Source organism: Cohaesibacter sp. CAU 1516 (genome assembly GCF_005771485.1).
GTDB lineage: Bacteria > Pseudomonadota > Alphaproteobacteria > Rhizobiales > Cohaesibacteraceae > Cohaesibacter > Cohaesibacter intestini.
The window spans coordinates 110,640-133,994 of sequence record NZ_VANT01000005.1 but is presented as its reverse complement, the minus strand read 5'-3'; the positions used below and the strand labels follow the sequence as shown (position 1 = coordinate 133,994).

The window sequence follows — 23,355 nt, the reverse complement described above, 5'->3', positions numbered from 1 at the left end:
ACAAAACCGGGCTCTTGGCCCGGTTTTTTGCGTCTTGCGAAGGCAAGGGAAGGGGGTCACAGGAAAATCACCTCTTCCTCTGCCGAAGACCCACTGCGGCCCGGCGCTTTCAGGCGCTCGAGGGCGTCTTCGCGGTCCGGATCAGACGCCGGTTTGTCGCTTGGCTGACTGGCGGGCGATGGCTCGGGTTCTCTGCTTATGTCGCGCCGTGACAGGTTCAGAACATCGCTTTGGGACGGGGGCTCTTCCTCAGTGCCGTCAACAGCCAAGGTCTGGGATGCAGGCAAAGAAGCAGCTTGGCTTTCTCGGAACGCATCGGATTTCGCTAATGACTGATGAGTCTGACCTGATGGGATGGGAGAGGGTGAAGATATCGAACCAAATGCCGGATCGTCCTTTGGAGCTGGCATGGCTTTGGTTTCCCGATGCTCCTGAATTTTCGGGGCTGACCAGCCCAGCTCTTCATCGCTCATCGGGATATAGCGCGCGGCAAGCTCCAGATGCTTTTGCACGGTTCCAGTGGAGGCCGGCAGGATCACCAGCGAGGCAAAACCCAGCTTTCTGGCATTGAGCACATCCTGAGTCGTCGCTTTTTTGGAACACAGGATCAGGCACACCCCGCGCCCTCCCGCAAACTCGACATTGCGTGCCGGAATGAGAATGTTGGCAATGTCCTGCGGTCCATAGGCTTCATCAACAAACACCACATCCACTTGGCCTGCCCCAATTGTGATAGTGGCCTGCTTGATGTCGGTCATGGAGATCGGATTACGAATGTCACAATTCTTCAGCAGTTCTGCCCACAATTGCCGGTCATGCTTGCGTGGTGCAAGAATGAGAACCGAGAGATCTTTGATTGGTTTTAAGCGACGCGACAAGATGGCCTCACACTTCGAGATATCTATGCCAAATCCTCCCGCAGCAAAGACAAAGCGCCACGAAAGGATAAATTGTTGGTCAATGACTGGACGCCCTGAACAGACAAGCCAGCAAAGGGTTCGTCTAGTGTCCGCTAGAATTCCTTGGATTTCGTAAACAGATACAGTTACTTTTGACTAATCATAGCGGTCGAAAGTCGCAGTCATCGCCCGCTTTTCAGACTGCCCAGAATGCCGCGCACCAAAGCTTTGCCAAGCGAAGTGGCGACCGAACGGGCAACGGACTTCATGGCCGCTTCAGCGACCGATTGCCTATTGGAGCGGCGGCTGGTCGTCCTGCGTCGTGATTGCCGTGTTGGACGGTCGTCGCGGCCGAAATCCGGCAATGAGAAGCCTGTACGGCCTCGTTTCATGCGGCCTTGCTCTTCGCGTTGTTTGTCTTCCTTGGCCCGCTGCGCAGCTTCGCGCTTGGCCTTTTCGGCCGCCTGTTCCTTGAGAATCTCATAGGCGCTTTCACGGTCAACGACAGTGTCATAGACCCCCAATACCGGGCTGTTATTGATCACTGCTTGCCGCTCGGCTGAGCTGATCGGCCCCAGACGTGAGCTAGGAGGGCGGATCAGGGTTTGTTGCACCATGGAAGGCACGCCCTTTTTCATCAGCGTCGACACCAGAGCCTCACCAACACCCATTTCCATGATCACCTGGCGGGTATCAAGCGCGGGATTGGGCCGGAAGGTATCAGCGGCCACCTTCACGGCCTTCTGGTCGCGGGGTGTGAAGGCACGCAGCGCATGTTGCACCCGGTTGCCAAGCTGGGAGAGAACCCCATCGGGCACATCGAGCGGGTTCTGGGTGACGAAATAGACACCGACGCCCTTGGAGCGGATCAGCTTGACCACTTGTTCGACTTTCTCGACCAGAATCTTCGGCGCGTCATCAAACAGCAAATGGGCTTCATCAAAGAAGAAGACGAGGCGAGGGCGGTCCCGGTCGCCGACTTCTGGCAGCTCTTCGAACAATTCAGACAGCAGCCACAACAGGAAGGTCGCGTAGAGACGCGGCGACTGCATCAACTTGTCTGCTGCGAGCACGGAGACCACCCCGCGTCCGTCACGGGTGGTGCGCATCAGATCAAGGATATTCAGCGCAGTCTCGCCAAAAAACTGCTCTGCGCCCTGTTGTTCCAAAACTAGCAGATCGCGCTGGATGGCGCCGATCGAGGCGGTGGAAATATTGCCATAGGCGGCAGACAGTTCCTTGCGTCGCTCTTCCATATTGACCAGCAAGGCACGTAGATCCTTGAGATCAAGCAGCAACAGACCCTCGTCATCGGCCAGTTTGAACGCGATGTTCAAAACCCCTTCCTGCGTGTCATTCAGCCCCAAAAGGCGTGCCAGCAGCAACGGGCCCATATCTGTGATCGTGGTGCGGATCGGATGCCCCTGTTCGCCGAACAGATCCCAGAAAATGGTCGGCATGGCTTCAAAGACATACTTGTCTGCAAAGCCGATTTTCTCCGCCCGCTTGGCGAGGAAATCCTTCGGTTCGCCCGCCGCTGCCAAGCCAGACAGATCGCCCTTGACGTCGGCACAGAAGACCGGCACCCCTGCATTGGAAAAGCCTTCCGTCAGGATCTGGAGGGACACCGTTTTGCCCGTCCCCGTTGCCCCGGTAATCAGGCCGTGTCGATTGGCCAATGCCAGATTGAGATATTCTCCCTGACTGGTCTCGCTCCCGTCTGCATTGGTAAGAAAAGAAGTTCCCAGATAGACCTTGCCGTCCTGCAGCATGTGCTTTCCCCGTTCCTCATCCTGGTCCTGCGACCATTGGGCATCCTGATTTTGCATCCACTCCCATGATCTATTCATACAGCGTTCAGGCAGCGTGCGATAAGGCTGAATGCGACAGAAGAGATCAATCCCACACCGATTCTTTTACGGTGCTTGTCACAAGCCTGCAACCGGCTTTTCGGAAATTGCTCTCGCATTGTGTCGCTGGGCTTAGATGGATAAGACTTGTGTCTGAGACGGACCATCTATGCTCTTGCCTTTGATGCAAGCATGTGTAGGGTAACGTACACGTAAGGTTTGAATCGGGAGACGGACCACCTTCCCAATTGCTTTGGATGAGCGGGGAGCGACCGTCGAATTTGTTGAAGGCAGTCACCAGCCAAGGGGAAGGGGCTGCTGCAAGGGAGACTAGAATGCAAGACGTCATTATTTCGCGCATCGCATCGGCCGCGGGTATTTCTGAAGAGATGGCTCAGGCTGCGGTGAAAATCATCCTCAACTTCCTTGCTAAGGAAGCCGACACCGACAAGGTGGAGCAGATTGCCGGAGCGCTCAATGCCAAGGAATTGCTTGAGGCAGAGAGCAATTCGGGCGGCGGACTGCTCGGTGGCCTGATGGGCGGCATGGGTGGTGCTATGGCCGCTATGAGCGAGCTGAACAGTGCAGGTCTCGGCATGGGCGAAGTGAAGTCCGTTGCTGGCGAGATGATTGACATTGCCAAGGAACATGTCGACGAGTCGATAGTCGATGAAGTGATTTCATCGGTCCCCGGCCTGAGCCAAATCATCTAGTCAGAAAGCGGCCCTTGCGGGTCGCTTTTTTTTGGCCCACTCTGGCTATGACGCGGTTGTTAACTGACCGGAACTTGATCAGTTGGCGACCACCGCGGGGATCAAATGGGGAGCCTGTCCAGTCCAATCATGAGCAAAAAGCTGGTTTGCAACGGACAGCGTTTGTACAGAGGAGAGAAGAATGTCGTCCTATCCAATTGCGAAAATCGAGGGTATCGGTCCAACCTATGCGGAAAAACTCAAAGCCGTTGGCATTTCCAACACCAAGGCTTATCTGGAGCGTGCAAAGGATCCGGCTGGCCGCAAGGCGCTGGAAACCGAGACCGGGATTGAGCATGCCCGCATTCTGAAATGGGCCAATATGGCTGACCTGATGCGGATCAAGGGTGTCGGTGAGGAATATTCCGAACTGCTCGAAGCCGCTGGCGTCGACACGGTCAAGGAATTGCGCAACCGCAATGCAGCCAATCTGACCGTCGCCATGAAAGAAGCCAACGAAAAGCGGAAGCTTGTTCGTCAGGTACCAGCCCAGAGCAATGTTGAACAGTGGGTGGCGCAGGCAAAAGAACTGCCGCCAATGATGACCTACTAAGCGAGTGCGAGCGGCTGGCCATCGCGGTTCGCGCGGTCAAAGGCTTGCCAGATGTGACAAGGAAAAGAGCTGGGCCAACCGACTATGATTGGCTCAGCTCTTTTTTGCAAATGGCCGGTCTGAAACGGTAGGGATTATTGGGCTTGTTGTTGCCAGCGCATGCCCATGCCGCGGCCCATTCCTCGGCCCATGCCCTGTCTCATCCCACGGCCCATACCGCGTTGCATGCCCTGTTTCATGCCACGGCCCGGTCCCCAGGTCTGGTTGGACTGGCTGTTATTGGCCATCTGTCCGTTGCGCGGCCCGAAGTCCGCGCTTGTCACTTTGCCGTCACCCGAACGATCCATGCCATCAAGCCAACGCTGGGTTTGAGCCAGGAATTCTTCCTTGGTCACAAAACCATCCTTGTTGGCATCATTGAAGGCGAGATCCATGCCAAACAGGCCTCGCTGCCCATTGGTGGCTTCCTCTGGCGGCATTCTCTGGTTGGTCAGGAAGGCCGTGAACTCCTTGGCGACAATTTTGCCGTCTTCATCATCATCCAGCACGCTGAAAAACTCGGCTCGACGCTCGTTGGCTTCTGCAAGGCTGACGGTGCCGTCTTCATCACTGTCCCAGCTATCGACGAACACCGGTTCTCCGGTGCGCTTGCCACGGTTGGGGAAGGCGTTGGTCTGAGTCTGATTGAAGTCCATTCTGCGGCCCATTCCCTGCCGCATGCCTGGTCCCATTCCTTGCCTCATGCCGGGGCGTTGCATTTGGAATTGACCGTTATTCTGTGTCATTTGCTGGTTGGTCTGATAACCGGGGCCAAAGGCCATTGCTGCGCCGGTCATAGCAACTGCCGCAATCAGAGCTCCGCTGAGAAGAGTTTTCATGATGGTCTCCTGTGTCGAGTTGGTCTGTATATTCAGATCTTAGCAACAATAGGAGCGGTTGACGTGGCTCTGGCGCCAAACAGGCAAGTGAGATCCCAGTTTTTTGGTAACCCACTGTATCGTGTTTCCGGACGGACAAACTTTGTTACAAAACACAAAAAATGCCGCGATGAAGCGGCATTCTTTGCAAGGCAGACCGAGAATCGGTCTTGCTGTCATCATCGAAGAGTCTATTGCTCAGGCAAGTGAGATCTGGGCGTAACGCAAAGCTTCAACGACCGTCTGGGTTTTGTTGGCCGCTTGCATCTTCTCTGAAGCATTTTGCAGATGGGCATGCACCGTCCGCTGGGAAATTTCCAACTCAACGGCAATGTCATTGGCAGTCTTGCCTTCCGCCGTCTTGCTCAGAACCATCTTTTCGCGCACGGACAGTTCGCCGGGACGGGGCGGCAGCAATGGCTTGACGCTGTGCATCGCTTCCATATCGCGACTGATCATGCTCATGGCATTGCACAGGTCAGCATCGGAAATGGTAACGTTGGCGCCGGCCAGAAGGATCAGTATCTGCAACTGCTCGAGCGGAATATGCATGCCGATCAGTGAGTCGAAACCATTCTGGTCACCGCTGTTGCGTTTAAGCAAACCATATAGAGGAGCGTTTGCCAGCCATTCGGTTTCTGCGCCATTTGATAGCAAGCGGACCGGCCTGTGAGCCACCGCAAGACGTCGCACGAGCGCGTCATTACCGCGAATCTGTGACAATTGAACAGGGGTGAGTGGCTCTTGGCCCCAATTTTGGTGAAGCACGAGCTTGCTCATGTCACGACCAGGAAGGGGGATGCCCGAAATCAGAACACGTTCCACACCATAAGTGCGAAATCGTTGCCCAATTTCCTGATATAAACCTTTTGTGCCACCGCGATTCTGTCCGGACAGAATCGCCTCGTTGGCAGACCATTGGGTATGGAACATTTATCTTTTTCTGCAATTCTGGTGTTGCGATCTGAGCGCCCCATCGAGACGCCTGATTTGTTATTTAAGGCAACATGAATCGCAATCCCGAACATTCAGGATCGAAATACAGTCGCTTTCCCCACTTTTACCCGTAGATATACCTGAACCATTGTTCCCTAAAGGGCAACCCAAAAGAGTGACAGCGCGACCATAAATATTGGGTTCTGAACAGATGTGAACGGCGGTTATAACGTTGGATTTGGCAAAAATGACGATGGTTTCGTCAAGTCTGCGTAAAAATCAATCGACCTATGCCTGTAAGACAAAGCGGAAATACCAGATCACCGGTGCGATGATTCGTAACAGTCTGGACTAGGCAGGGGTTAGGCATTTTCCCTGAGAATTTCGCCAGTTTCCGCAGCCTGAGAAAATGTATTTGAGACATATCAAACCCAAACCGGACCATTTGGCCAGCTTGCGGAACGGACGGGTGGGTCTTAAACCATAGTTGGATCCCGACCAGTTCGGTCACCTTCAATCCGTCGTTGAATCGTTGGGCCAGAATGGCTTCCGATTTCGGGTCCACGGCATTCGACAAGAACATCATGAGAGCTGAGGAGAATAGCGCATCTTTGGACAGGGACTTGCGATATAACAAAGCGGTCGATGTTCATTGCTCTATCATTCAGTTCAGATGCATGTTTCGCAAGGGAAGCGCCAAACCGCTGAGTGAGCGAGAGGGGCGGCGTTTGGGAAACTCAATCCGAGGTTGGAGCAGGGGCGCGAGCGGCGTGTTTCCTGTATTCATCTTTAACTAACTGGAGCGAACACGATGAGCGATGCTCTGAGGATAACTGACACTTTTCCTGGCTTCTCCCGTGATGAATGGGTTGCGGCAGTAGAAAAGGCCCTCAAAGGGAAACCTGTTTCCCGCCTGACCACCAAGACCGTTGATGGTCTTGAAGTGGAACCAATGTATCACCGTGCCAAAGGCAAAGAGCCTCTGGCCATGCGTGCAGACAACACCCCTTGGGCTGTTGCTCAGCGCGTCGACAATCCAGATGTCGCTAAAGCTAACAAGCAAGCGCTGGACGACCTGAAAAACGGCTCCAACATGCTGGTTGTTCCTTTCGCAGGCAGCGCAGCCGCCCGTGGCTACGGTATTGCCGCTGACAAGGACGCAATCGCCAAAGCACTCGACGGTGTCATGCTTGACGTCGTTAGCCTCCGCCTCGAAGGCGCTGGCCAGGCTGCTTTCGTAGAGTTCGTTGAAGCTAAGGGCGCTGCCCCAGCTGGTCTCTGCCTGTCCTTCGGTTTTGATCCTCTGGGCAACTTCGCTTCCACTGGTGGTGTTGCTACCGGTTGGGCAGCTGAACTGGCTGAAACCATCCGTGGCTTGCAGGACAAAGGCTTCAAAGGCCCATTCATCACTGTTGATGGCCGTCCTTACCATGATGCTGGCGCTTCCGATTCTCAGGAACTCGGCGCTGTTGTCGCAACCATCATCACCTATGTGAAGGCGCTTGAAGAAAACGGCTTTGACACCGCAGAGGCATTTGGTCTCATCGATGTCACCCTGTCCGTAAGCGCTGACCAGTTCGGTTCCCTGTCCAAACTGCGCGCCATGCGTAAACTGTGGGCGAACCTGCTGGATGCTGCTGGCGTTGAGTTCAAAGCGCTCAGCCTGCATGCTGAAACCTCCTTTGCTATGACCACCCGTCTGGATCCATGGGTGAACACCCTGCGCGTATCCACCGCTGGCTTCGCTGCCGGTGTTGGTGGGGCAAACAGCGTTTGCATCCTGCCACATGCCATCGCACTTGGCCTGCCAAATGCTCTGGGTCGTCGTATCGTTCGTAACCTGCAGATCATGCTGATCGAGGAATCCAACCTCTATCGCGTCACTGACCCTGCAGCTGGTTCGGGCTATGTTGAAGATCTGACCGACCAGTATGGCAACGCTGCTTGGGTTCTGTTCCAGGAAATCTTTGCTGCCGGCGGTATCGACGCAGCTCTGAAATCCGGTCTGGTTCAGGAAGCTATCGCCAAGTCGAGCGAAGTCCGTAACGCACTGATCGCCAAGCGTAAAGAAGCGCTGACCGGTTCTTCCGCATTCCCGAACATTCTGGAAGGCGAAACCGCTGTTGACGAAGCTGAACGCACCGAATTGGCTGCGGCTCCAGCAGGCGAATCTTGCGAACCTCTCAAAGTCTTCCGCTACTCCATGCCTTTCGAAGCGCTGCGTGATGCTGCCAAAGCTGCCGGTGAACCAACCGTCTTCTTTGCTCAGATCGGTAAAATTGCCGAATTCACCGCACGTGCAACCTGGGCGAAAAACTTCTTCGAAGCCGGTGGCATCAAGTCTCTGTCCGATCAGAACTTCTTGGAAACTGGCGAAATCGGCGCAGCCTTCAAGGCTTCCGGTGCGAAAATCGCTTGTCTCGTAGCGTCTGATGCTCGCTATGAAGAAATGGGCGAAGAAGTTGCCAAGGAACTCAAAGAAGCTGGCGTTGAAATGCTCTGGCTGGCTGGTCGTCCTGCTGACATCATGGAAAAACTGTCTGCTGCTGGTGTTGAAGCTTACTGCTTCGAAGGCTGCGACGTTCTTGGTGAACTGCAGAACATCCACGCTCGTTTGGGCATCGCGAAGGCTTAAGGCTTAAGGAACTTGAATTATGAGCAAACTCCCTAATTTTGCCGACGTCGCATTCAAGCCTGAAGGCCCAGTGGCCAATGGCTCCGACGCTTCCTGGATGACCCCTGAGGGCATCGCAGTGAAGAACACCTACACCGATGCTGACATCGCATCCTACGACTTCCTGGACAGCTACCCAGGTATGGCTCCGTTCGCTCGTGGCCCATACCCGACCATGTATACCCAGCGTCCTTGGACTGTTCGTCAGTATGCCGGTTTCTCCACCGCTGAAGAATCCAACGCATTCTACCGTCGTAACCTGGCCGCTGGTCAGAAAGGTCTCTCCATCGCGTTTGACCTTGCAACCCACCGCGGTTACGACTCTGACCACCCACGCGTGGTAGGTGACGTTGGTATGGCTGGTGTGGCCATCGACAGCATCTACGACATGCGCACCCTGTTCGACGGTATTCCGCTCGACAAGATGTCCGTGTCCATGACCATGAACGGCGCCGTTCTTCCAGTTCTGGCTCTGTACATCACCGCAGCTGAAGAGCAGGGCGTAGACCAGAAGTTGCTGGCCGGTACCATTCAGAACGACATTCTGAAAGAGTTCATGGTCCGTAACACCTACATCTATCCACCAGCACCTTCCATGCGCATCATTTCGGACATCTTTGCGTACACCTCGCAGAACATGCCGAAATTCAACTCGATCTCGATCTCCGGTTACCACATGCAAGAAGCAGGTGCGACCGCTGACCTCGAACTCGCATACACCATCGCCGATGGTCTGGAATACATCAAGTCTGGTGTAGAAACCGGCCTCGACGTTGATGCCTTCGCACCGCGCCTGTCCTTCTTCTGGGCAATTGGCATGAACTTCTTCATGGAAGTTGCCAAAATGCGCGCTGGTCGTCTGGTATGGGCGAAGTTGGTCAAGGAACGCTTCAATCCGAAGAATCCTAAATCCTACTCCCTGCGTACCCACTCCCAGACTTCCGGTTGGTCTTTGACCGCTCAGGACGTTTACAACAACATCGGTCGTACCGCGATCGAAGCAATGGGTGCTACCCAGGGCCACACGCAGTCCCTGCACACCAACGCGCTTGACGAAGCACTGGCTCTGCCAACTGACTTCTCTGCTCGTATTGCTCGTAACACCCAGCTGTTCCTGCAGCAGGAAAGCGGCACCACCAAAGTGATCGACCCATGGGGTGGCTCCAACTATGTTGAGAAACTGACTGCCGAGCTGGTAGAAAAAGTACTCAAGCATATCGAGGAAGTCGACGAACTGGGCGGCATGGCAAAAGCCATCGAATCTGGTGTTCCTAAGCTTCGCATCGAAGAAGCTTCTGCGAAAACTCAGGCTCGCATCGACTCCGGTTCCCAGACCGTTGTTGGCGTGAACAAGTATGTTCCAGAAGTTGACGAGCAGATCGAAGTTCTTAAAGTGGAAAATACGGTTGTTCGTCAACAGCAGCTTGAAAAACTCGAGCGCCTGCGGGCCGAGCGTAGTCAGGCTGATGTCGACTCCGCTCTGACCGCTCTGACCAACGCATGTGCGGCTGGCGATGGCAACTTGCTTGACCTCTCCGTGAAAGCTGCTCGCGTTAAGGCAACTGTTGGTGAGATCTCCGACGCTATCGAGAAAGTCGTTGGCCGTCACAAAGCAGAGATCAAGTCCATCTCCGGTGTCTACCGTAAAGAGGCTGCTGCGATGTCTGACAAAATCGAGAAGATCGAAAAACTGGTTGCTGACTTCGAGAAAAACGACGGTCGTCGTCCTCGTATCCTCATCGCCAAAATGGGCCAGGACGGCCACGATCGCGGCCAGAAAGTGGTTGCATCCGGCTTTGCTGACCTCGGCTTCGACGTTGATATCGGACCTCTCTTCCAGACCCCAGAAGAATCTGGCCGTCAGGCAGTTGAAAACGACGTTCACGTCGTAGCAGCTTCCTCTCTGGCAGCTGGTCACCTGACCCTGGTTCCTGCTCTGAAGAAAGTGCTCGAAGACGAAGGTCGTGGCGACATCATGATCGTTGCTGGTGGTGTTATTCCTCCACAGGATTACGATGCTCTCTACGAAGCTGGCGCTGCAGCGATTTACGCTCCAGGCACCGTGATTGCAGACTCCGCAATCGACGTGATCGAAAAACTCAACGAGCGTCTCGGCTACAAATAAGTCGCCCAACGTTCGAACGAGATAGGAAAGCCGCCCCACGGGGCGGCTTTCTTTTTATCTGGCATCTTGATCCCCTTGTCACAGATCCCACCTATGGATGATCCAAGCCGCATTCAGCAGCCATAGGGGGATACATCCATGCTGATCACCACCACCGATAATGTCGAAGGCCACCAGATCGTTGACTATAAAGGCATGGTCAATGGCGAGGCCATTCTGGGTGCCAACGTCTTCAAGGACTTTTTTGCCGGAATCCGAGATATCGTCGGTGGTCGGGCCGGAGCCTATGAAGGCGAGTTGCAAAAGGCGCGGGACATTGCCCTTGACGAAATGACCGAATATGCCCAGCGCCTCGGAGCCAATGCTGTGATTGGCGTTGACGTGGATTATGAAACGGTCGGTGAGCGTGGCTCGATGCTGATGGTCGCAGCCTCTGGTACTGCTGTCGTCATCAAGTAACGAATCTGCAATAGTCTCACGCAAACAGAACAGACAAGAGACTTGCCATGAAGAGCATCTGCATTTTTTGCGGCGCCAGCTGGGGCCGCAAGAAGGAATTTGAACAAGCTGCCATCACCCTATCGAAGGAAATCGTGCGCAGGGGATACCGCGTCGTTTATGGCGGCTCCTCTGTTGGCCTGATGGGCGTCGTCGCCGATGCCGCATTGGAAGCGGGTGGCGAAGTGATTGGGGTCCTGCCCGATGCTTTGATGCGCAAGGAAGTCGACCACAAAGGCCTCACCGAGCTGCATATTGTCGACAGCATGCATACCCGTAAAGCCATGATGGTCGAACTGTCCGATGGTTTTGTCTCGCTCCCCGGTGGGGCAGGGACCATGGACGAAATGTTCGAGGTCTGGACATGGGGCATGCTCGGTTGGCACGGCAAGCCATCTGCGTTGCTCAATGTCGATGGATATTATGACCATCTCATCAAGTTCTTCGACAACATGGTGGCCGAAGCCTTTGTCAAGCAAGGCCACCGCGATATGCTGATTGTTGAGGAAGAGGTGACCGCATTGCTCGATCGCATGGAGGGCTATCAAGCCCCTCAGAATGTCGGCAAATGGATCACCAAGGAAAGCCAGACCTGATGACTGGTCTCCAGACTCTCGACTTCATTCGCCTGTCCGAACTGCCTGACCTTGCCGCACCATGCGCCGCCTTTCATGCGGATTTGAGCGGTGATGACAGCATAGAGGGGTACGAAATGCGCTTGGCTGCCTTCCGCAAGCTGGCGCTTGATGGTGAGCAGGAAGATGCGATTGTCGCTTACCGGGCAGACGGGGAGAAGGAAGGGCAGATTGTCGGACTCGCGGCTCTGGTCCAGACCGATACCGAAGCCTTTGACGATCTTGGACCTTGGATTTCTGGTATCTCGTTCGCCCCTGACCTGAAAGGCTCGTCTCTGGCCCTTGATCTGGTCGAGAAGGTCGAGGCCATCGCCCGTGACTATGGCTTCGAAGAGCTGTTCATCGCCACTGGAGAGCCGGACCTGCACCGGACCAGCGGCTATCAGAAGATCGAGCCATTCGACAAGAACGGCTCGGAATTCTGGGTGTTGGGCAAGGCGCTTTAAAGATTCAGAAGCCCTGTCAGATCCTTCAGCTGCGCCAAGGGTGAGAAGTCGCGATACTCATCTGGTTGGCCGGTCCGGTTGATCCAGACCGTCTGGAAGCCATAGGCGCTTGCCCCGGCAATGTCCCAGCGGTTTGAAGACTGGAAAGACACCGCACTGGGGAAACAGCGAAAGGCCGTGGTCACCAGATCGTAGGTCGCCGGTTTTGTCTTGAAGGTGCGAATGCCATCGACCGACAGGACATGATCAAACAGGTCGCCAAGACCATTGCGCTCCACTGCCGACGACAGCATGGCGGGTGAGCCATTGGACAGAATCGCCAGTTCTTTCCCGCTTCCCTTCAGCTGCTCAAGAATGGTGCGCACTTCTTCATAGGCATCCAACTCCTCATAGGCCGCCAACAAATCGCCGCGCACAGCACGGTCAACTTCGGGATATTTGCTAAAAGCAAAGTCGAGTGCGCGCTCGGTCAGAGCCCAAAAGTCGACATAACGCTCCATTAGGGCATAGATCCAGCTATATTCCAGTTGCTTTAGTCGCCACAGATCGGAAAAAGCCTGTGCGTCTGGACCGAGACGATCGCCATGGCGGCGCACGGCAGAATGAACATCAAACAAGGTCCCATAGGCGTCAAATACGAAAATGGAGCATGGATCCTGTCCCGCCATGTCTCTCTCCCCCTTTTTTTATCGTCAGGTTCTTTTTTTATTCAGGTTGGCTTTGCCTTCAGGCCGAAAGCCATTTTGATTTGTTGCCTCGGCGCCGCAAATAACAGGGCCGGAGCGGAAAGGCAGAGTTGCCCATGGTTGACCATATTTCAAGGGGGCAAAGGGTCGTAGGCACCCCATAGGCGAGATGGTGGGGTAAAAGTGCGTAGTTTGAGAAGGTTTCTTGCGCTTTCTTTGCTCTTTCAACAGAAGAGAGAATGATTTGCACCTTATTTCATCAATAGACAGGAATGTCTTGACCTCTGCGCCCAGTTTGGTTTCCATTCAGATCTGAAAAATATCCTGCCATGCCTGCCGAAAGGCACCCCGGACACATCGCAATGCAAAGGATCAGGCCGGCTCCCGTGAAGGGTCAAAGGCCGGGAAAGTACCTGTATGCGCGAACCAGACAAGGCATGGGACAACAACTGAGGGAAAGACGATGACGGAATTTTCAAAAACCTGGACCTGGTACAAAGGGGAATGGCATGAAGGCAATCCGCCACTGATGGGCCCTCGGGCCCACGCCTTCTGGCTTGGCTCGACGGTTTTTGACGGTGCCCGCGTGTTTGACGGTGTGATGCCTGATCTCGACCTTCATTGTGGTCGCACCAACGATTCGGCCTCGGCTCTTGGTATGAATCCGACCATGCAGGTTGGTGAAATGATGGAGCTGACCAAGGAAGGCGCGGCCAAATTCGACGCAGGCTCTGCCATCTATGTGCGCCCGACCTATTGGGCCGTTGGGCAGGGCAATGGTGTCATCGCCGCCCATCCTGATGAAATCGACTTTTGCCTGACGCTGTTCGATGCCCCCCTGAACAAGACTGGCAGCATCAGTGTCGGCACCACCTCATTCCGTCGCCCGACAATTGAAACCATGCCGGTCAACGCCAAGGCAGCCTGCCTCTATCCCAACAATGCTCGCTGTCTCAACGAAGCCATTGCCAATGGCTTTGACAATGCGCTTGTTTGCGACATGTTGGGCAATGTTGCTGAACTGGCCACCGCCAACGTCTTCATCGTCAAGGACGGCATCGTCAAGACCCCGATCCCGAATGGGACATTCCTCAATGGCATCACCCGCCAGCGTGTCATCAAGCTGCTTCGGGAAGCTGGCGAAACAGTGGTCGAATGTACCCTGAAGCCGCAGGATTGCCTTGAGGCTGACGAAATGTTCTCGACGGGCAACTATTCCAAGGTCACCCCGATCCACACATTCTGTGATCGTGAGCTTGGTATCGGCCCCATCGCCGAACGTGCGCGTGCGCTCTATTGGGACTATGCCCACAAATAGAGGGCCAACGGCGCCTGAAAATTGGGCATTCACAAAGGGGAGCATTGCTCCCTTTTTTTGTTCTTGGAGTTATTGCATCCGTTAACAACCAGTTGGACTATTGCCCAGCTTTTGACATTTTGCTGATCTAGATAACCAGTGAGCGTCAGGAATGGATTGCCATTTTTGACAGGTTTCTGATCCTTGCAGTCTGCACCACGCCCATTGTGGCATGCCTGTCGGTCAAGTCAGGATCACGAAGACAGAATATTGAAGAGGTCCATCCCCGGATCTCTAATCTCAGGAGCTTGATTTTGGCGAGAAAGAGTCTTTATGCGTTTCTCTCATTGGCAATCACGCTCTCGGTCATAGCCGGACCGATGGTCATGCTCTCCTTGCCATCGCACGCTGCCCAGCGCCCCAATCCCAAACCGGAAAAGTGCTTCGCGCTGGCCAAGCAAATCGGAGCCTCGCGGGTCTGGTGGGGGCGCCATGTAGGCTCGCGCGAGCGAGACACGATGTTTGACTGGGGGCCGCGCCGGGAATATTTCAATGCAATCGGTTGTTTCAAGAGCCGTCAGGATTGTGAGAATTGGCTTTATTGGAAGCGCACCGAATTTTATGACTTCCACGCCATCAAACCCTGCCGACGCGGGCTCTGAGAGAGCGAAATTGGCTGAGGTGCAGCAGGCGAAGCAGAACAAGACAAAAAGAAACCCCGCCTCTTGAAGAGACGGGGTTTTCCTGTTTCTGAGGTCGTCAGTCAGAGACAGGTGCTTTTTCCCTTAGGAAGCAGCTTCCAGAAGCTCGGCGACATAGTCCCAGTTGATGAGATTGTCGAACCATGCTTCGAGATATTTCGGACGCGCATTCCGGTAGTCGATGTAATAGGAATGCTCCCAAACGTCACAGCCCAAGAGCGGCACGCCGCCATGCACCAGCGGGTTTTCGCCGTTCGGGGTCTTGGTGACAGCCAGTTTGCCGTCAACCAGAGCCAACCAGCACCAGCCAGAACCGAACTGGGTCAGACCAGCATTGATGAAGTCGGCGCGGAACTTGTCCATGCCACCCAGATCAGATTCGATCTTTGCGGCCAGAGCGCCCGGTACACCAGCTTCCTTGGCGACCGGCTTCATCCATTTCCAGAAATGGATATGGTTGTAATGCTGAGCCGCATTGTTGAACAGGCCCGGATTTTTGCCGTAGCTTTCCTTGACGACTTCTTCGAGGCTCTTGCCTTCCAGACCGGAATCCTTCAGCAGGTTGTTGCCGTTGGTGACATAGGCAAGGTGATGCTTGTCATGGTGAAATTCGAGCGTTTCAGCGGACATGAAGTCACCGAGCGCGTCATAGGAATAAGGAAGTTCGGGAAGTTCAAAAGCCATCGAATATCTCCTTGTCGAAAAGCCAGCATCTCCGGGAGGGTTTTGCTGTTTGATTTAGGTCAAAATAGGGTCAAAGCGGTCCGAGAACAAGGGGGCAAGGTCAATTCTTCGACGAACTGCTAAAAAATTCACAATTGAAAAGAAAGAGATAGAGCAATTATTGCGTCTCTTTTGAGATGTGGCATCAAAATGGCCGCGGTCGTGCTCTCAAGGCACTCATCGCCCAGAGCGCGAAAGCAGCAGATTCTGCAATCGATAGGAAAAATGAGAACGTGAAAAATCCTCTTCGCGGATTCTCTCATAGCATGCCTTCTTGATGCGGTAGATATGCGCCCGATCGTCAAGCAACTCCTGAAGTTGTACCGCCAACATAAAACCATCATCAATTGGCACCAAAGGCGCCACCATGCCACCTTTGAGAATATCCATCGCACCATTGGTGCAGGTGGCAACACAGGCAAGACCCGCATCCATCATGCTGCACAAGTCAAGCGAGTAGGCAGTGTCCCTTGAGGTCAGACAAAAAAGATCGATGCTGTTGGCCAACTCATAGCTCGATGCCACTCCGACAAACTCGATGAAGGGGGCGATATGATCCGCCAGTTCCTTCATGTCATGCTCGGTCGGTCCATTGCCAGCAACGACAAAGTGGATCTCCGGATGGCTCTGCTTGAGCAATTGCGCCATGTGAATGAAAACCCCAAGCCCGTCACCCTCAAGGAAAGGAGCGGAGGTGCCGATACGCAGCGGGGTCTGCTCGTCGGGCAAGGTTTTGACGCTATCAAACCGGCAATCATAGGGATAGGGCAGAACTTCAATCGGCGGACCATCCTCGATCAGGTCTTTCGCAAGGTCGGCAATGCCGGAATTCAGAACAATGATCTGGTTGGCTGCGCTGAAGCGCTCAACCTGATCATCGTGGCAAATGCCGACCACCTTGCGGGCAATCACCCCAAGACCGCGACAGGCATAGCCCTCATGAGTCAGCGCTATATCATAGCGCCAGCGCCGCATAGCAGTCAGGATCGGCCACAATTGGGGCGTGCGCATCAGCAACTTGCGGGCAAAGTCCGACAGGGGATGCAACGTTAACCCCTCGGCTCGTGCCCTGTCTGCCAACCGTGAGCCATTGGGAGCTATAATCGTGATGTCAAACTGCTGTGCGTCCAGCAACTCATCGAGATACAGCATGTAGGCCGCCTCGGCGAGAGCGGCGTCCGCACGGTCCGGCGCAAAAAACAGTAGGCTCGGACGGTGGGCTGCCTGTTCATTGGCCATGACATCTTTATGCATAACGCTAACAACCTGAAGAACGCGCCCACAGAAGGCGAATCACACTGAAGTTCCGACAATGGCCTGATATGGCAGGTTTGCACAAATGCTGCAACACAGTCTGTGGTGCCCAGGCGTCTCACAAGCATGAACAAGCCAGTATGGGGTATCAGCTGCCATATTCTCTTTTCCCCAAGGCCGTTTGGCTTTCGTTAACCCTAAAGCCCTTTCTTTCTTGCGATCCGCAGGAGGGAAACATTCGGAAACACAATCTGAAGGTTTTTCGCCTAACTTTTGGGCAGACACCAGATGGTGGCTCAGGCGACGGACGTGGGGAGATATGTCGTGCCCAACAGGCATTGTTTTAAAATAGAATATCTTGATGCATTTGATTTTCTGAGCGAAGAATTTCAGACCTTGTATGAGACCAGCAACGCAACGGTGTTCCAGCATCCGTTGTGGCTGCATCTGATGTATCAGAATCTCATTCCCAAATGCGGCGTTGATCCCGTCATCATAACGGTTCGTGACCCAAACAATGGCAGCTTGAAATCTGTGCTGCCGCTGGTGCGCAGTTCCTATGTGGGACTGAGTTGTATCGAGCCTGCAGATTTGGGGATTTGCGACTATAATGCGGCGATCACGGTCAAGGAACTTGGCGACGATTTGCTTTCCGATGACAGGTTGCGAGAGAAGATCATCAATGAACTGCGCCCGGTTCATTTGATCTTTTTCCGGAAAGTCTCGAAAAGTTGTGAGGTCATAGAGCAGATGCTCGGTGAAGGCGACGTTGGAGTAATGGAAAGCTGCGCTCATGACGTCGACCTTTTCGCCCCGTATGAGGATTGGAAGAAGGCAATCATGTCTTCAAGCTTTCGTAAGACCTTGCGGCGCAATCGACGCAAGTTGGAAGAGTTCGGCGAAGTTTCCTATGAAGTGCTTGACGACCCGGTAGAAATTCAGCTGGCAATGGATCTGATGCGCGAGCAGCGATCCGCGCGCTATGACGACGACCTGTTCCAGCAGGATGCTTTTTTTGACTTCTATTCGAAGGTTGCCAAGGAAGGGGCCCGGATCGGTCTGGCCCAAACATCAATCCTGCGTGCCGGGGGCGATGTTGTTGCAGTGGAATTTGGCCTGATCCATAACCATTGCTACCACTTCATTCTCGGAGGCATCACGGAAGGGCGGTATGCCAAATTGTCGCCGGGCATCCTGGCCATGGACTATGTGCTCGAATTTCGGGCCGAGCAAGGCGACCTTCGTGCGGACTTTACCATCGGGGATGAAGCCTACAAGGCGCGCTTTGGGGCAACACCAACTCCGCTCAAGCATATGGCGCAGGCTGAAAGCCTGATGGGATCATTGGCGCTTCAAGCCTATAATCAGGGCGGTCTGATCAAGACCATTGCCAAGAAGGTTGTCAACATGACCAGTCAACGCTTTGGTTGATCGCCATCGCTGAAGCCAAAACAAAAAAGCCGCCCAATATGGGGCGGCTTTTGTTGTTTGGGGGGCGATCAGAGCTTGCCGCTGATCTTCAGAGCAAAGGCATATTCAAGGGCGGTTTCCTTCAGGCGATCAAAGCGCCCTGATGCGCCCGCATGGCCGCTATCCATATTGATCTTCAGCAGCAGCAAATTGTCATCGAGCCGCTTTTCGCGCAGCTTGGCGACCCATTTTGCAGGCTCCCAATAGGTGACCCGAGGATCGGTCAATCCACCAACAGCCAGGATGGCCGGATAGGACTGTTCCCTGACCTGGTCATAGGGGCTATAGGCCGCGATCGTGCGGTAGTCTTCTTCCGAAGCGATGGGATTGCCCCATTCTGGCCATTCTGGCGGAGTGAGGGGCAGCGTGTCATCGAGCATCGTGTTGAGCACATCGACGAACGGCACCAAAGCCAGAATGCCAGAGAAAAGATCCGGTGCCATATTGGCAACCGCCCCCATCAGCATACCGCCAGCCGATCCGCCTTCAGCCACAATCCGGCCGCGCGCGGTATATCCTTGTTCGACGAGGAACTCACCCGCCGCAATAAAGTCCTTGAAGGTGTTTGGTTTCTTCTCGCGTTTGCCGTTGGAGTACCAGGCAAAGCCCTTCTCCTTGCCACCGCGAATATGAGCAATGGCATAGACAAAACCGCGATCCACCAGTGAGAGCGCATTGGTCGAGAAACTGGCCGGAATGGAAATGCCGTAGGATCCGTAGCCATATAACAGGCACGGAGCCGAACCATCGAGCGGCGTATCCTTGCGATAGAGCAGGGTGACTGGCACCTCGACCCCATCATGACTGGCAGCCATCAGGCGACGGGTGACATATTGTGACGCATCATGTCCTGACGGGATCTCCTGCTCCTTGCGCAGGGTCCGCGACCGGCTGGCCATGTTATAATCATAGGTACGCGAAGGGGTCGTCATCGAGCTGTAGCTGAAACGGATCACGTCGGTGTCAAACTCGAGCGAGCCTCCGAGCCCGAGCGCATAGGCCTCTTCCTCGAAGGCAATGGCATGTTGCGCGCCGTTGGCGATGTTGCGGATCTGAATCCGGGGCAGGCCATTGGCCCGCTCCATCCAGACCAAATGGCGCTTGAATATTTCATGGCTGAGGATCAACCGGCCCGGCTCATGGGCAATCATGTCTTGCCAATGCTCACGGCCCGACTGGGTCGGCGCAGCGGTGACCAGCTTGAAGTCCTCCGCTCCATCCGCATTGGTGAGAATATAGAGGATCCCCATGCCCTCATCGACGCTATATTCGATGCCAGACTCGCGAGCGGCAATCAATCGGGCCTTGGCCTCATTGTCCCGTGCGTCAAGCAAATAGCATTCACTGGTCTCATGGTCATGGCAGTCGATGATGATGTGATTGCCCGACTGGCTTTTGCCAATGCCGACAAAGAAACCGGGATCCTGCTCTTCATAGATCAGTGCGTCATCGCTTTGGGCTGTGCCGATCTTGTGGCGGAACACTTTGCAGGGGCGGTGGTTGTCATCGAGCCATGTATAATAGAAATGGCTGCTGTCCGCACTCCATATTGCTCCACCAGTGGTGCCTTCGATCTGATCAGACAAATCCTCACCGGTCGCCAGATTGCGCACCCGGATGGTGAAATACTCTGACCCCTTGGTGTCCACTGCCCAGGCAAGGCGCGCATGATCCGGGCTGTGAGCGGTCGACGCCAGCCGGAAAAAGGCATGCCCTTCCGCTTCCTTGTTGCCATCGAACAGGATCACTTCGTCGCCGCCTTCGCGCGGGGTGCGAACCACCAGAGGATATTGCCCGCCTTCAATGAAGCGCGAGCTGTAGGCAAAGGGACCGTCAGGGGAGGGAACGGAGCTGTCATCCTGCTTGATGCGCCCCTTCATCTCCTCGAACAAGGCATTTTGCAGGGTTTCCGTGTCGGCCATTTCCTGATTGGTATAGGCGTTTTCGGCCTCCAGGTAGGATTCAATGGCGTCGGGCAAGACCTCTCGGCCCTGATGCATAACCTCCTGCCAATTGTCCGCCCTGAGCCAGGCATAGGCGTCGGTCATTTCGATGCCGTGATGGGTAACGCTGTAAGCGCGCTTCTCTGCGCGGGGAGCATCAAGCGGATAGGCGGCCTTGGTGGCTTTAGAAGCGGAAAACTGAGACATTATGCTTTCTTTGTTTCGGGTCCATTCGTGAAGTCCAGAGGTAAGGTCTCGCAGTACATTCTGCAAGCGCCCGCCTTGCGGCGCCTGTGTTGTTCACGGGCTTTTGTTCAAATGGCGATAGACGAGGTCCTGTGGCTCTGTTCTTGCTGCATCCGGGTCGGGAACGGCCCCCATTCGCTCTGCAAGGCGCCGGGACCGGTCATTGGCCGGGTCCATGTAGCTGACAAGGCTTTGAAGCCCCAAAGAGGCGAAAGCCCAGTCCCGGAAAGCGCAGGCGGCTTCAAAGGCATAGCCTCGACCTTCTGCATGCGGATAGACAAACCAGCCCAATTCTTTTTCAGCAAAAAGCGGGCCATGATTGATGCCAACCTGACCGACGCACAGGCCAGTATCTTTCTCCTCGATCATCAGGGCTCCGTGGCCAAAGAGCGGCCAGTTGGCGACATCATGGCAGAACATGCCCCATGCTGCAGCAATATCATGCGGCCCTCCCATATACTGGGCGCGGCTTGACTGCATCAGGGCAGAATAGTCTGGCCAATCCGAGATCATCATGGGACGTAGCCGTAAACGTGCGGTTTCGATTTCTGGGATCGGTGCCATCAAATTCGCTTTGCTGAAAAGTCTGTATTGAAAAGTCAGGTATAAATGTTAGCTATAAGAGCCTCAGGGACAAGCCGCAAGGAGGAGCAATCCGATGCCGCATATGGTAATTTCTTACGCCAAGCCGATTGAAGAAAAAGTTGATATCGCAAAAATGGTTCAACTTGTCTGGGACACAGCCGACAAGACCGGTTTGTTCAATCCCGCAGCCATCAAGGTGCGCGCCCTGCCGGTGGAACACTTTTTGACTGCCAATACAGATCAACCCTTCATTCATATCGACGCAAAATTGTTTGCCGGACGCACCGATGCGCAGAAACAGGCGATGATTCAGGATCTGTTCAATGCGTTGAAAGGGCTGGTGCCTGACACGGTTTCGCTTAGTGTCGAGGCCATCGACATGGACCAATCCAACTATATAAAAAGCTGACTCACAGCGTGTGAGGCATGGTGAAGTAAGGCGAGATCCAGTTTCCACTCGTTTGGCTGGTGACGGTGTTGGCGACGCTGTGTCCGAGACAGCATCGCTGGCGGAGTGGGAGGCACTCTGAATGACCTTTCCGCTTTGCAAGGGTTCGGCAACTGATCGGGATTGGATAGCCAGAGTGATCGGCCGGTGGATCGGATCCCGCAATGCCGCGCAAATTCAGACAGCCATTCAGGCCGATTTGGCCTGACGTGCAACGCGCCGTCGCAGCAGGGTGATCAGGAAAATGGCCGTGGTCGTCAAGCCAATTGCAAGTCCTGCGGAAATGGCCTGCAACGGCCCGATCGTGTCTGACTTTCGCAATACACTCTCAGCAGGTGCCTCAGGATTGTAATAGACGGTCACCTCGGAGCCTTGCGCCAGATCCTCGATCTCCGTTTCCGCAACCCCTTTCAAGGTGCGGTCCGGATGATGACGGCTCAGCTCAGTCCCGATCAGGAACGAACCGTCCACCTCATAGCGATAGCGCACCTGCGGTTGGAACATTTCCATCTTGGAGCCGTCTGCTTTTGTGGTTTCGATGCTGCCGACACTCACTGCCACAATCTGCCCCTTGCTCGTCTTCCAGTTTTCCGGGATCTGGGCTTCCTGATAGCCGATATAGCCAAGTCCCGCATAGACAAAGGCCCCAAACATAATGGCCAGCAGGGGCAATAGGACAAGAAGAGAAGAAGAGCGGCGAGGGGAAGTGTCTTGGGTCATGTTCCTGTCCAGCAAGTGCGAGTCGAACGCCATTCCCACGCTGAAAAAAGCGTGGGTGCAGATGGCGCGACTGTACCCGCCTCAAGGCGAAATGCAATGCCAAATAGGCCGGATGCTCAGGATCGGTAACAAATTGCGTCGAAGACCGAAGGACCGATGGATGGCAGAAGCGGTGAGCGCCTTCACTCCTCGGGTTCGAACTGCAGGGCCACCCCGTTCATGCAATAGCGTAGACCGGTCGGTGCGGGGCCGTCATCGAACACATGGCCCAAATGGCTGTCGCAATCGGCACAGCGTATTTCGGTCCGTTTCATGAAGAGCTTGCGGTCGACATGCTCGGTGACAGCTTCCTCATTCGCCGGTGCATAAAAGCTTGGCCAACCGCTGCCGGACTCATATTTGGTGCCCGAATGAAAGAGCAAATTGCCGCATGCTACGCAATGATAATGCCCGTCCCGCTTTTCAGCATTCAACGGCGATGTGCCGGCCCGCTCCGTGCCATGCTGGCGCGTAATTCTATACTGCTCGTCCGTCAAAAGGGACTTCCAGTCAGCATCACTCTTTTCGATTCTGCTCATGATCTCCTCACCTTCATTTTTTTCGTTTCTGCATATTGTACTCGTCGAAAAACGACAAATATACAATCTGTTACCGGACCGATACGGGACCCTTGTCAGGACTTGCGAGAAATCTGGCAGATTTTGCGCAGGTCCTATTTGTATCTGATCCATTCTACCACTGCATAACCTAGAGGTCGTTTCACGCTTTTTCACATATCAGATATTACGTGTATATACTTGGTATTGGATTGAAGTGAATCGGAGAAAAGGAGAAGATCTTTAATTCCGAAACGGAAGGTTTTTTGTCAAAGAATGCGCAATAAGTCGAATTTGTGTAATTTTTTTGCTTTGTTTTATTGAATGGCTAACGGTTGAGGCTTTACCAATAGCGCAAAGGGCAGCATCCTTTGGTTCTAACACTAGAAAATGCGAATCTG

23 protein-coding genes are annotated in these 23,355 nt (G+C 54.4%); 11 read left to right on the top strand and 12 right to left on the bottom strand.

The window, feature by feature from the left end; all coding sequences use genetic code 11:
- Window positions 1-56: 56 nt before the first annotated feature.
- Window positions 57-878, bottom strand: a complete 822-nt coding sequence (locus FDK21_RS13960; protein ID WP_138149199.1) for a hypothetical protein — start codon at window positions 876-878, stop codon at window positions 57-59.
- A gap of 203 nt (window positions 879-1,081) precedes the next feature.
- The gene (locus FDK21_RS13955; protein ID WP_138149461.1) at window positions 1,082-2,671 is read right to left on the bottom strand and encodes a helicase HerA-like domain-containing protein; all 1,590 of its coding nucleotides are present in this window, start codon (window positions 2,669-2,671) and stop codon (window positions 1,082-1,084) included.
- A gap of 413 nt (window positions 2,672-3,084) precedes the next feature.
- On the opposite strand from FDK21_RS13955, the gene FDK21_RS13950 reads away from it, so the two are divergent.
- Together FDK21_RS13950 and FDK21_RS13945 are read left to right on the top strand one after the other, a co-directional pair.
- On the top strand, window positions 3,085-3,462 hold the full coding sequence (locus FDK21_RS13950) for a DUF2267 domain-containing protein (RefSeq protein ID WP_114010143.1): 378 nt from the start codon (window positions 3,085-3,087) through the stop codon (window positions 3,460-3,462).
- A 181-nt stretch (window positions 3,463-3,643) separates the two neighbouring features.
- The gene (locus FDK21_RS13945; protein WP_114010144.1) at window positions 3,644-4,054 is read left to right on the top strand and encodes a DUF4332 domain-containing protein; all 411 of its coding nucleotides are present in this window, start codon (window positions 3,644-3,646) and stop codon (window positions 4,052-4,054) included.
- A gap of 134 nt (window positions 4,055-4,188) precedes the next feature.
- Here FDK21_RS13945 and FDK21_RS13940 read toward each other — a convergent pair whose 3' ends face one another.
- Complete coding sequence (locus FDK21_RS13940) at window positions 4,189-4,932, bottom strand: hypothetical protein (protein WP_114010145.1); 744 nt, start codon at window positions 4,930-4,932, stop codon at window positions 4,189-4,191.
- Window positions 4,933-5,169: 237 nt separating this feature from the next.
- Window positions 5,170-5,664, bottom strand: a complete 495-nt coding sequence (locus FDK21_RS13935) for a helix-turn-helix transcriptional regulator (RefSeq protein ID WP_171022091.1) — start codon at window positions 5,662-5,664, stop codon at window positions 5,170-5,172.
- 1,054 nt (window positions 5,665-6,718) lie between these two features.
- Between FDK21_RS13935 and FDK21_RS13930 the strand changes: the two genes are divergently transcribed.
- The 5 genes from FDK21_RS13930 (at window position 6,719) to FDK21_RS13910 (ending at window position 12,285) form a co-directional block, all read left to right on the top strand.
- Window positions 6,719-8,542 carry a methylmalonyl-CoA mutase family protein gene (locus FDK21_RS13930; RefSeq protein ID WP_138149195.1) on the top strand — a complete coding sequence of 608 codons (1,824 nt, stop codon included), beginning with the start codon at window positions 6,719-6,721 and terminating at the stop codon, window positions 8,540-8,542.
- A 19-nt stretch (window positions 8,543-8,561) separates the two neighbouring features.
- Window positions 8,562-10,706 carry a methylmalonyl-CoA mutase gene (scpA, locus tag FDK21_RS13925; RefSeq protein ID WP_114010150.1) on the top strand — a complete coding sequence of 715 codons (2,145 nt, stop codon included), beginning with the start codon at window positions 8,562-8,564 and terminating at the stop codon, window positions 10,704-10,706.
- A 138-nt stretch (window positions 10,707-10,844) separates the two neighbouring features.
- Window positions 10,845-11,165: a heavy metal-binding domain-containing protein gene (locus tag FDK21_RS13920; protein WP_114010151.1), complete on the top strand. Its 321-nt coding sequence runs from the start codon at window positions 10,845-10,847 to the stop codon at window positions 11,163-11,165.
- Window positions 11,166-11,212: 47 nt separating this feature from the next.
- Window positions 11,213-11,800, top strand: coding sequence for a TIGR00730 family Rossman fold protein (locus FDK21_RS13915; protein ID WP_138149193.1), 588 nt, complete (start codon window positions 11,213-11,215; stop codon window positions 11,798-11,800).
- Entirely contained in the window at window positions 11,800-12,285 is a 486-nt protein-coding gene (locus FDK21_RS13910) for a GNAT family N-acetyltransferase (RefSeq protein ID WP_171022090.1), read from the top strand. The genes FDK21_RS13915 and FDK21_RS13910 overlap by 1 nt, the downstream gene beginning before the upstream one ends.
- Here FDK21_RS13910 and FDK21_RS13905 read toward each other — a convergent pair.
- Both FDK21_RS13905 and FDK21_RS13900 read right to left on the bottom strand, forming a co-directional pair.
- Window positions 12,282-12,953, bottom strand: a complete 672-nt coding sequence (locus tag FDK21_RS13905) for a haloacid dehalogenase type II (protein ID WP_138149189.1) — start codon at window positions 12,951-12,953, stop codon at window positions 12,282-12,284. The genes FDK21_RS13910 and FDK21_RS13905 overlap by 4 nt on opposite strands.
- A 24-nt stretch (window positions 12,954-12,977) precedes the next feature.
- Window positions 12,978-13,277 carry a hypothetical protein gene (locus FDK21_RS13900; protein WP_138149187.1) on the bottom strand — a complete coding sequence of 100 codons (300 nt, stop codon included), beginning with the start codon at window positions 13,275-13,277 and terminating at the stop codon, window positions 12,978-12,980.
- 157 nt (window positions 13,278-13,434) lie between these two features.
- Here FDK21_RS13900 and FDK21_RS13895 point away from each other — a divergent pair, with 157 nt between their 5' ends.
- Together FDK21_RS13895 and FDK21_RS13890 are read left to right on the top strand one after the other, a co-directional pair.
- Window positions 13,435-14,289 (top strand): branched-chain amino acid aminotransferase, encoded by an 855-nt coding sequence (locus tag FDK21_RS13895; RefSeq protein WP_114010155.1) that lies wholly within the window; start codon window positions 13,435-13,437, stop codon window positions 14,287-14,289.
- 293 nt (window positions 14,290-14,582) lie between these two features.
- Complete coding sequence (locus FDK21_RS13890) at window positions 14,583-14,930, top strand: hypothetical protein (protein ID WP_138149184.1); 348 nt, start codon at window positions 14,583-14,585, stop codon at window positions 14,928-14,930.
- 123 nt (window positions 14,931-15,053) lie between these two features.
- On the opposite strand, the gene FDK21_RS13885 is transcribed toward FDK21_RS13890, so the two are convergent.
- Entirely contained in the window at window positions 15,054-15,653 is a 600-nt protein-coding gene (locus tag FDK21_RS13885; RefSeq protein ID WP_114010157.1) for a superoxide dismutase, read from the bottom strand.
- Window positions 15,654-15,869: 216 nt separating this feature from the next.
- Window positions 15,870-16,946, bottom strand: a complete 1,077-nt coding sequence (locus FDK21_RS13880; protein WP_138149182.1) for a glycosyltransferase family 4 protein — start codon at window positions 16,944-16,946, stop codon at window positions 15,870-15,872.
- A gap of 324 nt (window positions 16,947-17,270) precedes the next feature.
- On the opposite strand from FDK21_RS13880, the gene FDK21_RS20800 reads away from it, so the two are divergent.
- On the top strand, window positions 17,271-18,377 hold the full coding sequence (locus tag FDK21_RS20800; RefSeq protein WP_210238784.1) for a GNAT family N-acetyltransferase: 1,107 nt from the start codon (window positions 17,271-17,273) through the stop codon (window positions 18,375-18,377).
- A 68-nt stretch (window positions 18,378-18,445) separates the two neighbouring features.
- On the opposite strand, the gene FDK21_RS13870 is transcribed toward FDK21_RS20800, so the two are convergent.
- Together FDK21_RS13870 and FDK21_RS13865 are read right to left on the bottom strand one after the other, a co-directional pair.
- Window positions 18,446-20,566 (bottom strand): S9 family peptidase, encoded by a 2,121-nt coding sequence (locus FDK21_RS13870; protein WP_138149178.1) that lies wholly within the window; start codon window positions 20,564-20,566, stop codon window positions 18,446-18,448.
- Between the two features lie 93 nt (window positions 20,567-20,659).
- The gene (locus tag FDK21_RS13865) at window positions 20,660-21,169 is read right to left on the bottom strand and encodes a GNAT family N-acetyltransferase (protein ID WP_138149177.1); all 510 of its coding nucleotides are present in this window, start codon (window positions 21,167-21,169) and stop codon (window positions 20,660-20,662) included.
- A 94-nt stretch (window positions 21,170-21,263) separates the two neighbouring features.
- Here FDK21_RS13865 and FDK21_RS13860 point away from each other — a divergent pair, with 94 nt between their 5' ends.
- A complete protein-coding gene (locus FDK21_RS13860; protein ID WP_114010162.1) occupies window positions 21,264-21,599 on the top strand; it encodes a 5-carboxymethyl-2-hydroxymuconate Delta-isomerase in 336 nt (111 codons plus the stop codon).
- A gap of 228 nt (window positions 21,600-21,827) precedes the next feature.
- Here the strand turns inward: FDK21_RS13860 and FDK21_RS13855 are convergent, their stop codons facing one another.
- Entirely contained in the window at window positions 21,828-22,358 is a 531-nt protein-coding gene (locus FDK21_RS13855) for a DUF3592 domain-containing protein (protein ID WP_157967707.1), read from the bottom strand.
- A gap of 182 nt (window positions 22,359-22,540) precedes the next feature.
- Window positions 22,541-22,936: a peptide-methionine (R)-S-oxide reductase MsrB gene (msrB, locus tag FDK21_RS13850; protein WP_138149175.1), complete on the bottom strand. Its 396-nt coding sequence runs from the start codon at window positions 22,934-22,936 to the stop codon at window positions 22,541-22,543.
- Between the last annotated feature and the right edge of the window lie 419 nt (window positions 22,937-23,355).

Bases quoted from the DNA above. Each gene is read 5' to 3' on its own strand.
- FDK21_RS13955 (WP_138149461.1), bottom strand. From the start codon at position 2,671: ATGCTGCAGGACGGCAAGGTCTATCTGGGAACTTCTTTTCTTACCAAT.
- FDK21_RS13950 (WP_114010143.1), top strand. From the start codon at position 3,085: ATGCAAGACGTCATTATTTCGCGCATCGCATCGGCCGCGGGTATTTCT.
- FDK21_RS13945 (WP_114010144.1), top strand. From the start codon at position 3,644: ATGTCGTCCTATCCAATTGCGAAAATCGAGGGTATCGGTCCAACCTAT.
- FDK21_RS13940 (WP_114010145.1), bottom strand. From the start codon at position 4,932: ATGAAAACTCTTCTCAGCGGAGCTCTGATTGCGGCAGTTGCTATGACC.
- FDK21_RS13930 (WP_138149195.1), top strand. From the start codon at position 6,719: ATGAGCGATGCTCTGAGGATAACTGACACTTTTCCTGGCTTCTCCCGT.
- scpA (WP_114010150.1), top strand. From the start codon at position 8,562: ATGAGCAAACTCCCTAATTTTGCCGACGTCGCATTCAAGCCTGAAGGC.
- FDK21_RS13920 (WP_114010151.1), top strand. From the start codon at position 10,845: ATGCTGATCACCACCACCGATAATGTCGAAGGCCACCAGATCGTTGAC.
- FDK21_RS13915 (WP_138149193.1), top strand. From the start codon at position 11,213: ATGAAGAGCATCTGCATTTTTTGCGGCGCCAGCTGGGGCCGCAAGAAG.
- FDK21_RS13910 (WP_171022090.1), top strand. From the start codon at position 11,800: ATGACTGGTCTCCAGACTCTCGACTTCATTCGCCTGTCCGAACTGCCT.
- FDK21_RS13905 (WP_138149189.1), bottom strand. From the start codon at position 12,953: ATGGCGGGACAGGATCCATGCTCCATTTTCGTATTTGACGCCTATGGG.
- FDK21_RS13900 (WP_138149187.1), bottom strand. From the start codon at position 13,277: ATGGAAACCAAACTGGGCGCAGAGGTCAAGACATTCCTGTCTATTGAT.
- FDK21_RS13895 (WP_114010155.1), top strand. From the start codon at position 13,435: ATGACGGAATTTTCAAAAACCTGGACCTGGTACAAAGGGGAATGGCAT.
- FDK21_RS13885 (WP_114010157.1), bottom strand. From the start codon at position 15,653: ATGGCTTTTGAACTTCCCGAACTTCCTTATTCCTATGACGCGCTCGGT.
- FDK21_RS13880 (WP_138149182.1), bottom strand. From the start codon at position 16,946: ATGCATAAAGATGTCATGGCCAATGAACAGGCAGCCCACCGTCCGAGC.
- FDK21_RS13870 (WP_138149178.1), bottom strand. From the start codon at position 20,566: ATGTCTCAGTTTTCCGCTTCTAAAGCCACCAAGGCCGCCTATCCGCTT.
- FDK21_RS13865 (WP_138149177.1), bottom strand. From the start codon at position 21,169: ATGGCACCGATCCCAGAAATCGAAACCGCACGTTTACGGCTACGTCCC.
- FDK21_RS13860 (WP_114010162.1), top strand. From the start codon at position 21,264: ATGCCGCATATGGTAATTTCTTACGCCAAGCCGATTGAAGAAAAAGTT.
- FDK21_RS13855 (WP_157967707.1), bottom strand. From the start codon at position 22,358: ATGACCCAAGACACTTCCCCTCGCCGCTCTTCTTCTCTTCTTGTCCTA.
- msrB (WP_138149175.1), bottom strand. From the start codon at position 22,936: ATGAGCAGAATCGAAAAGAGTGATGCTGACTGGAAGTCCCTTTTGACG.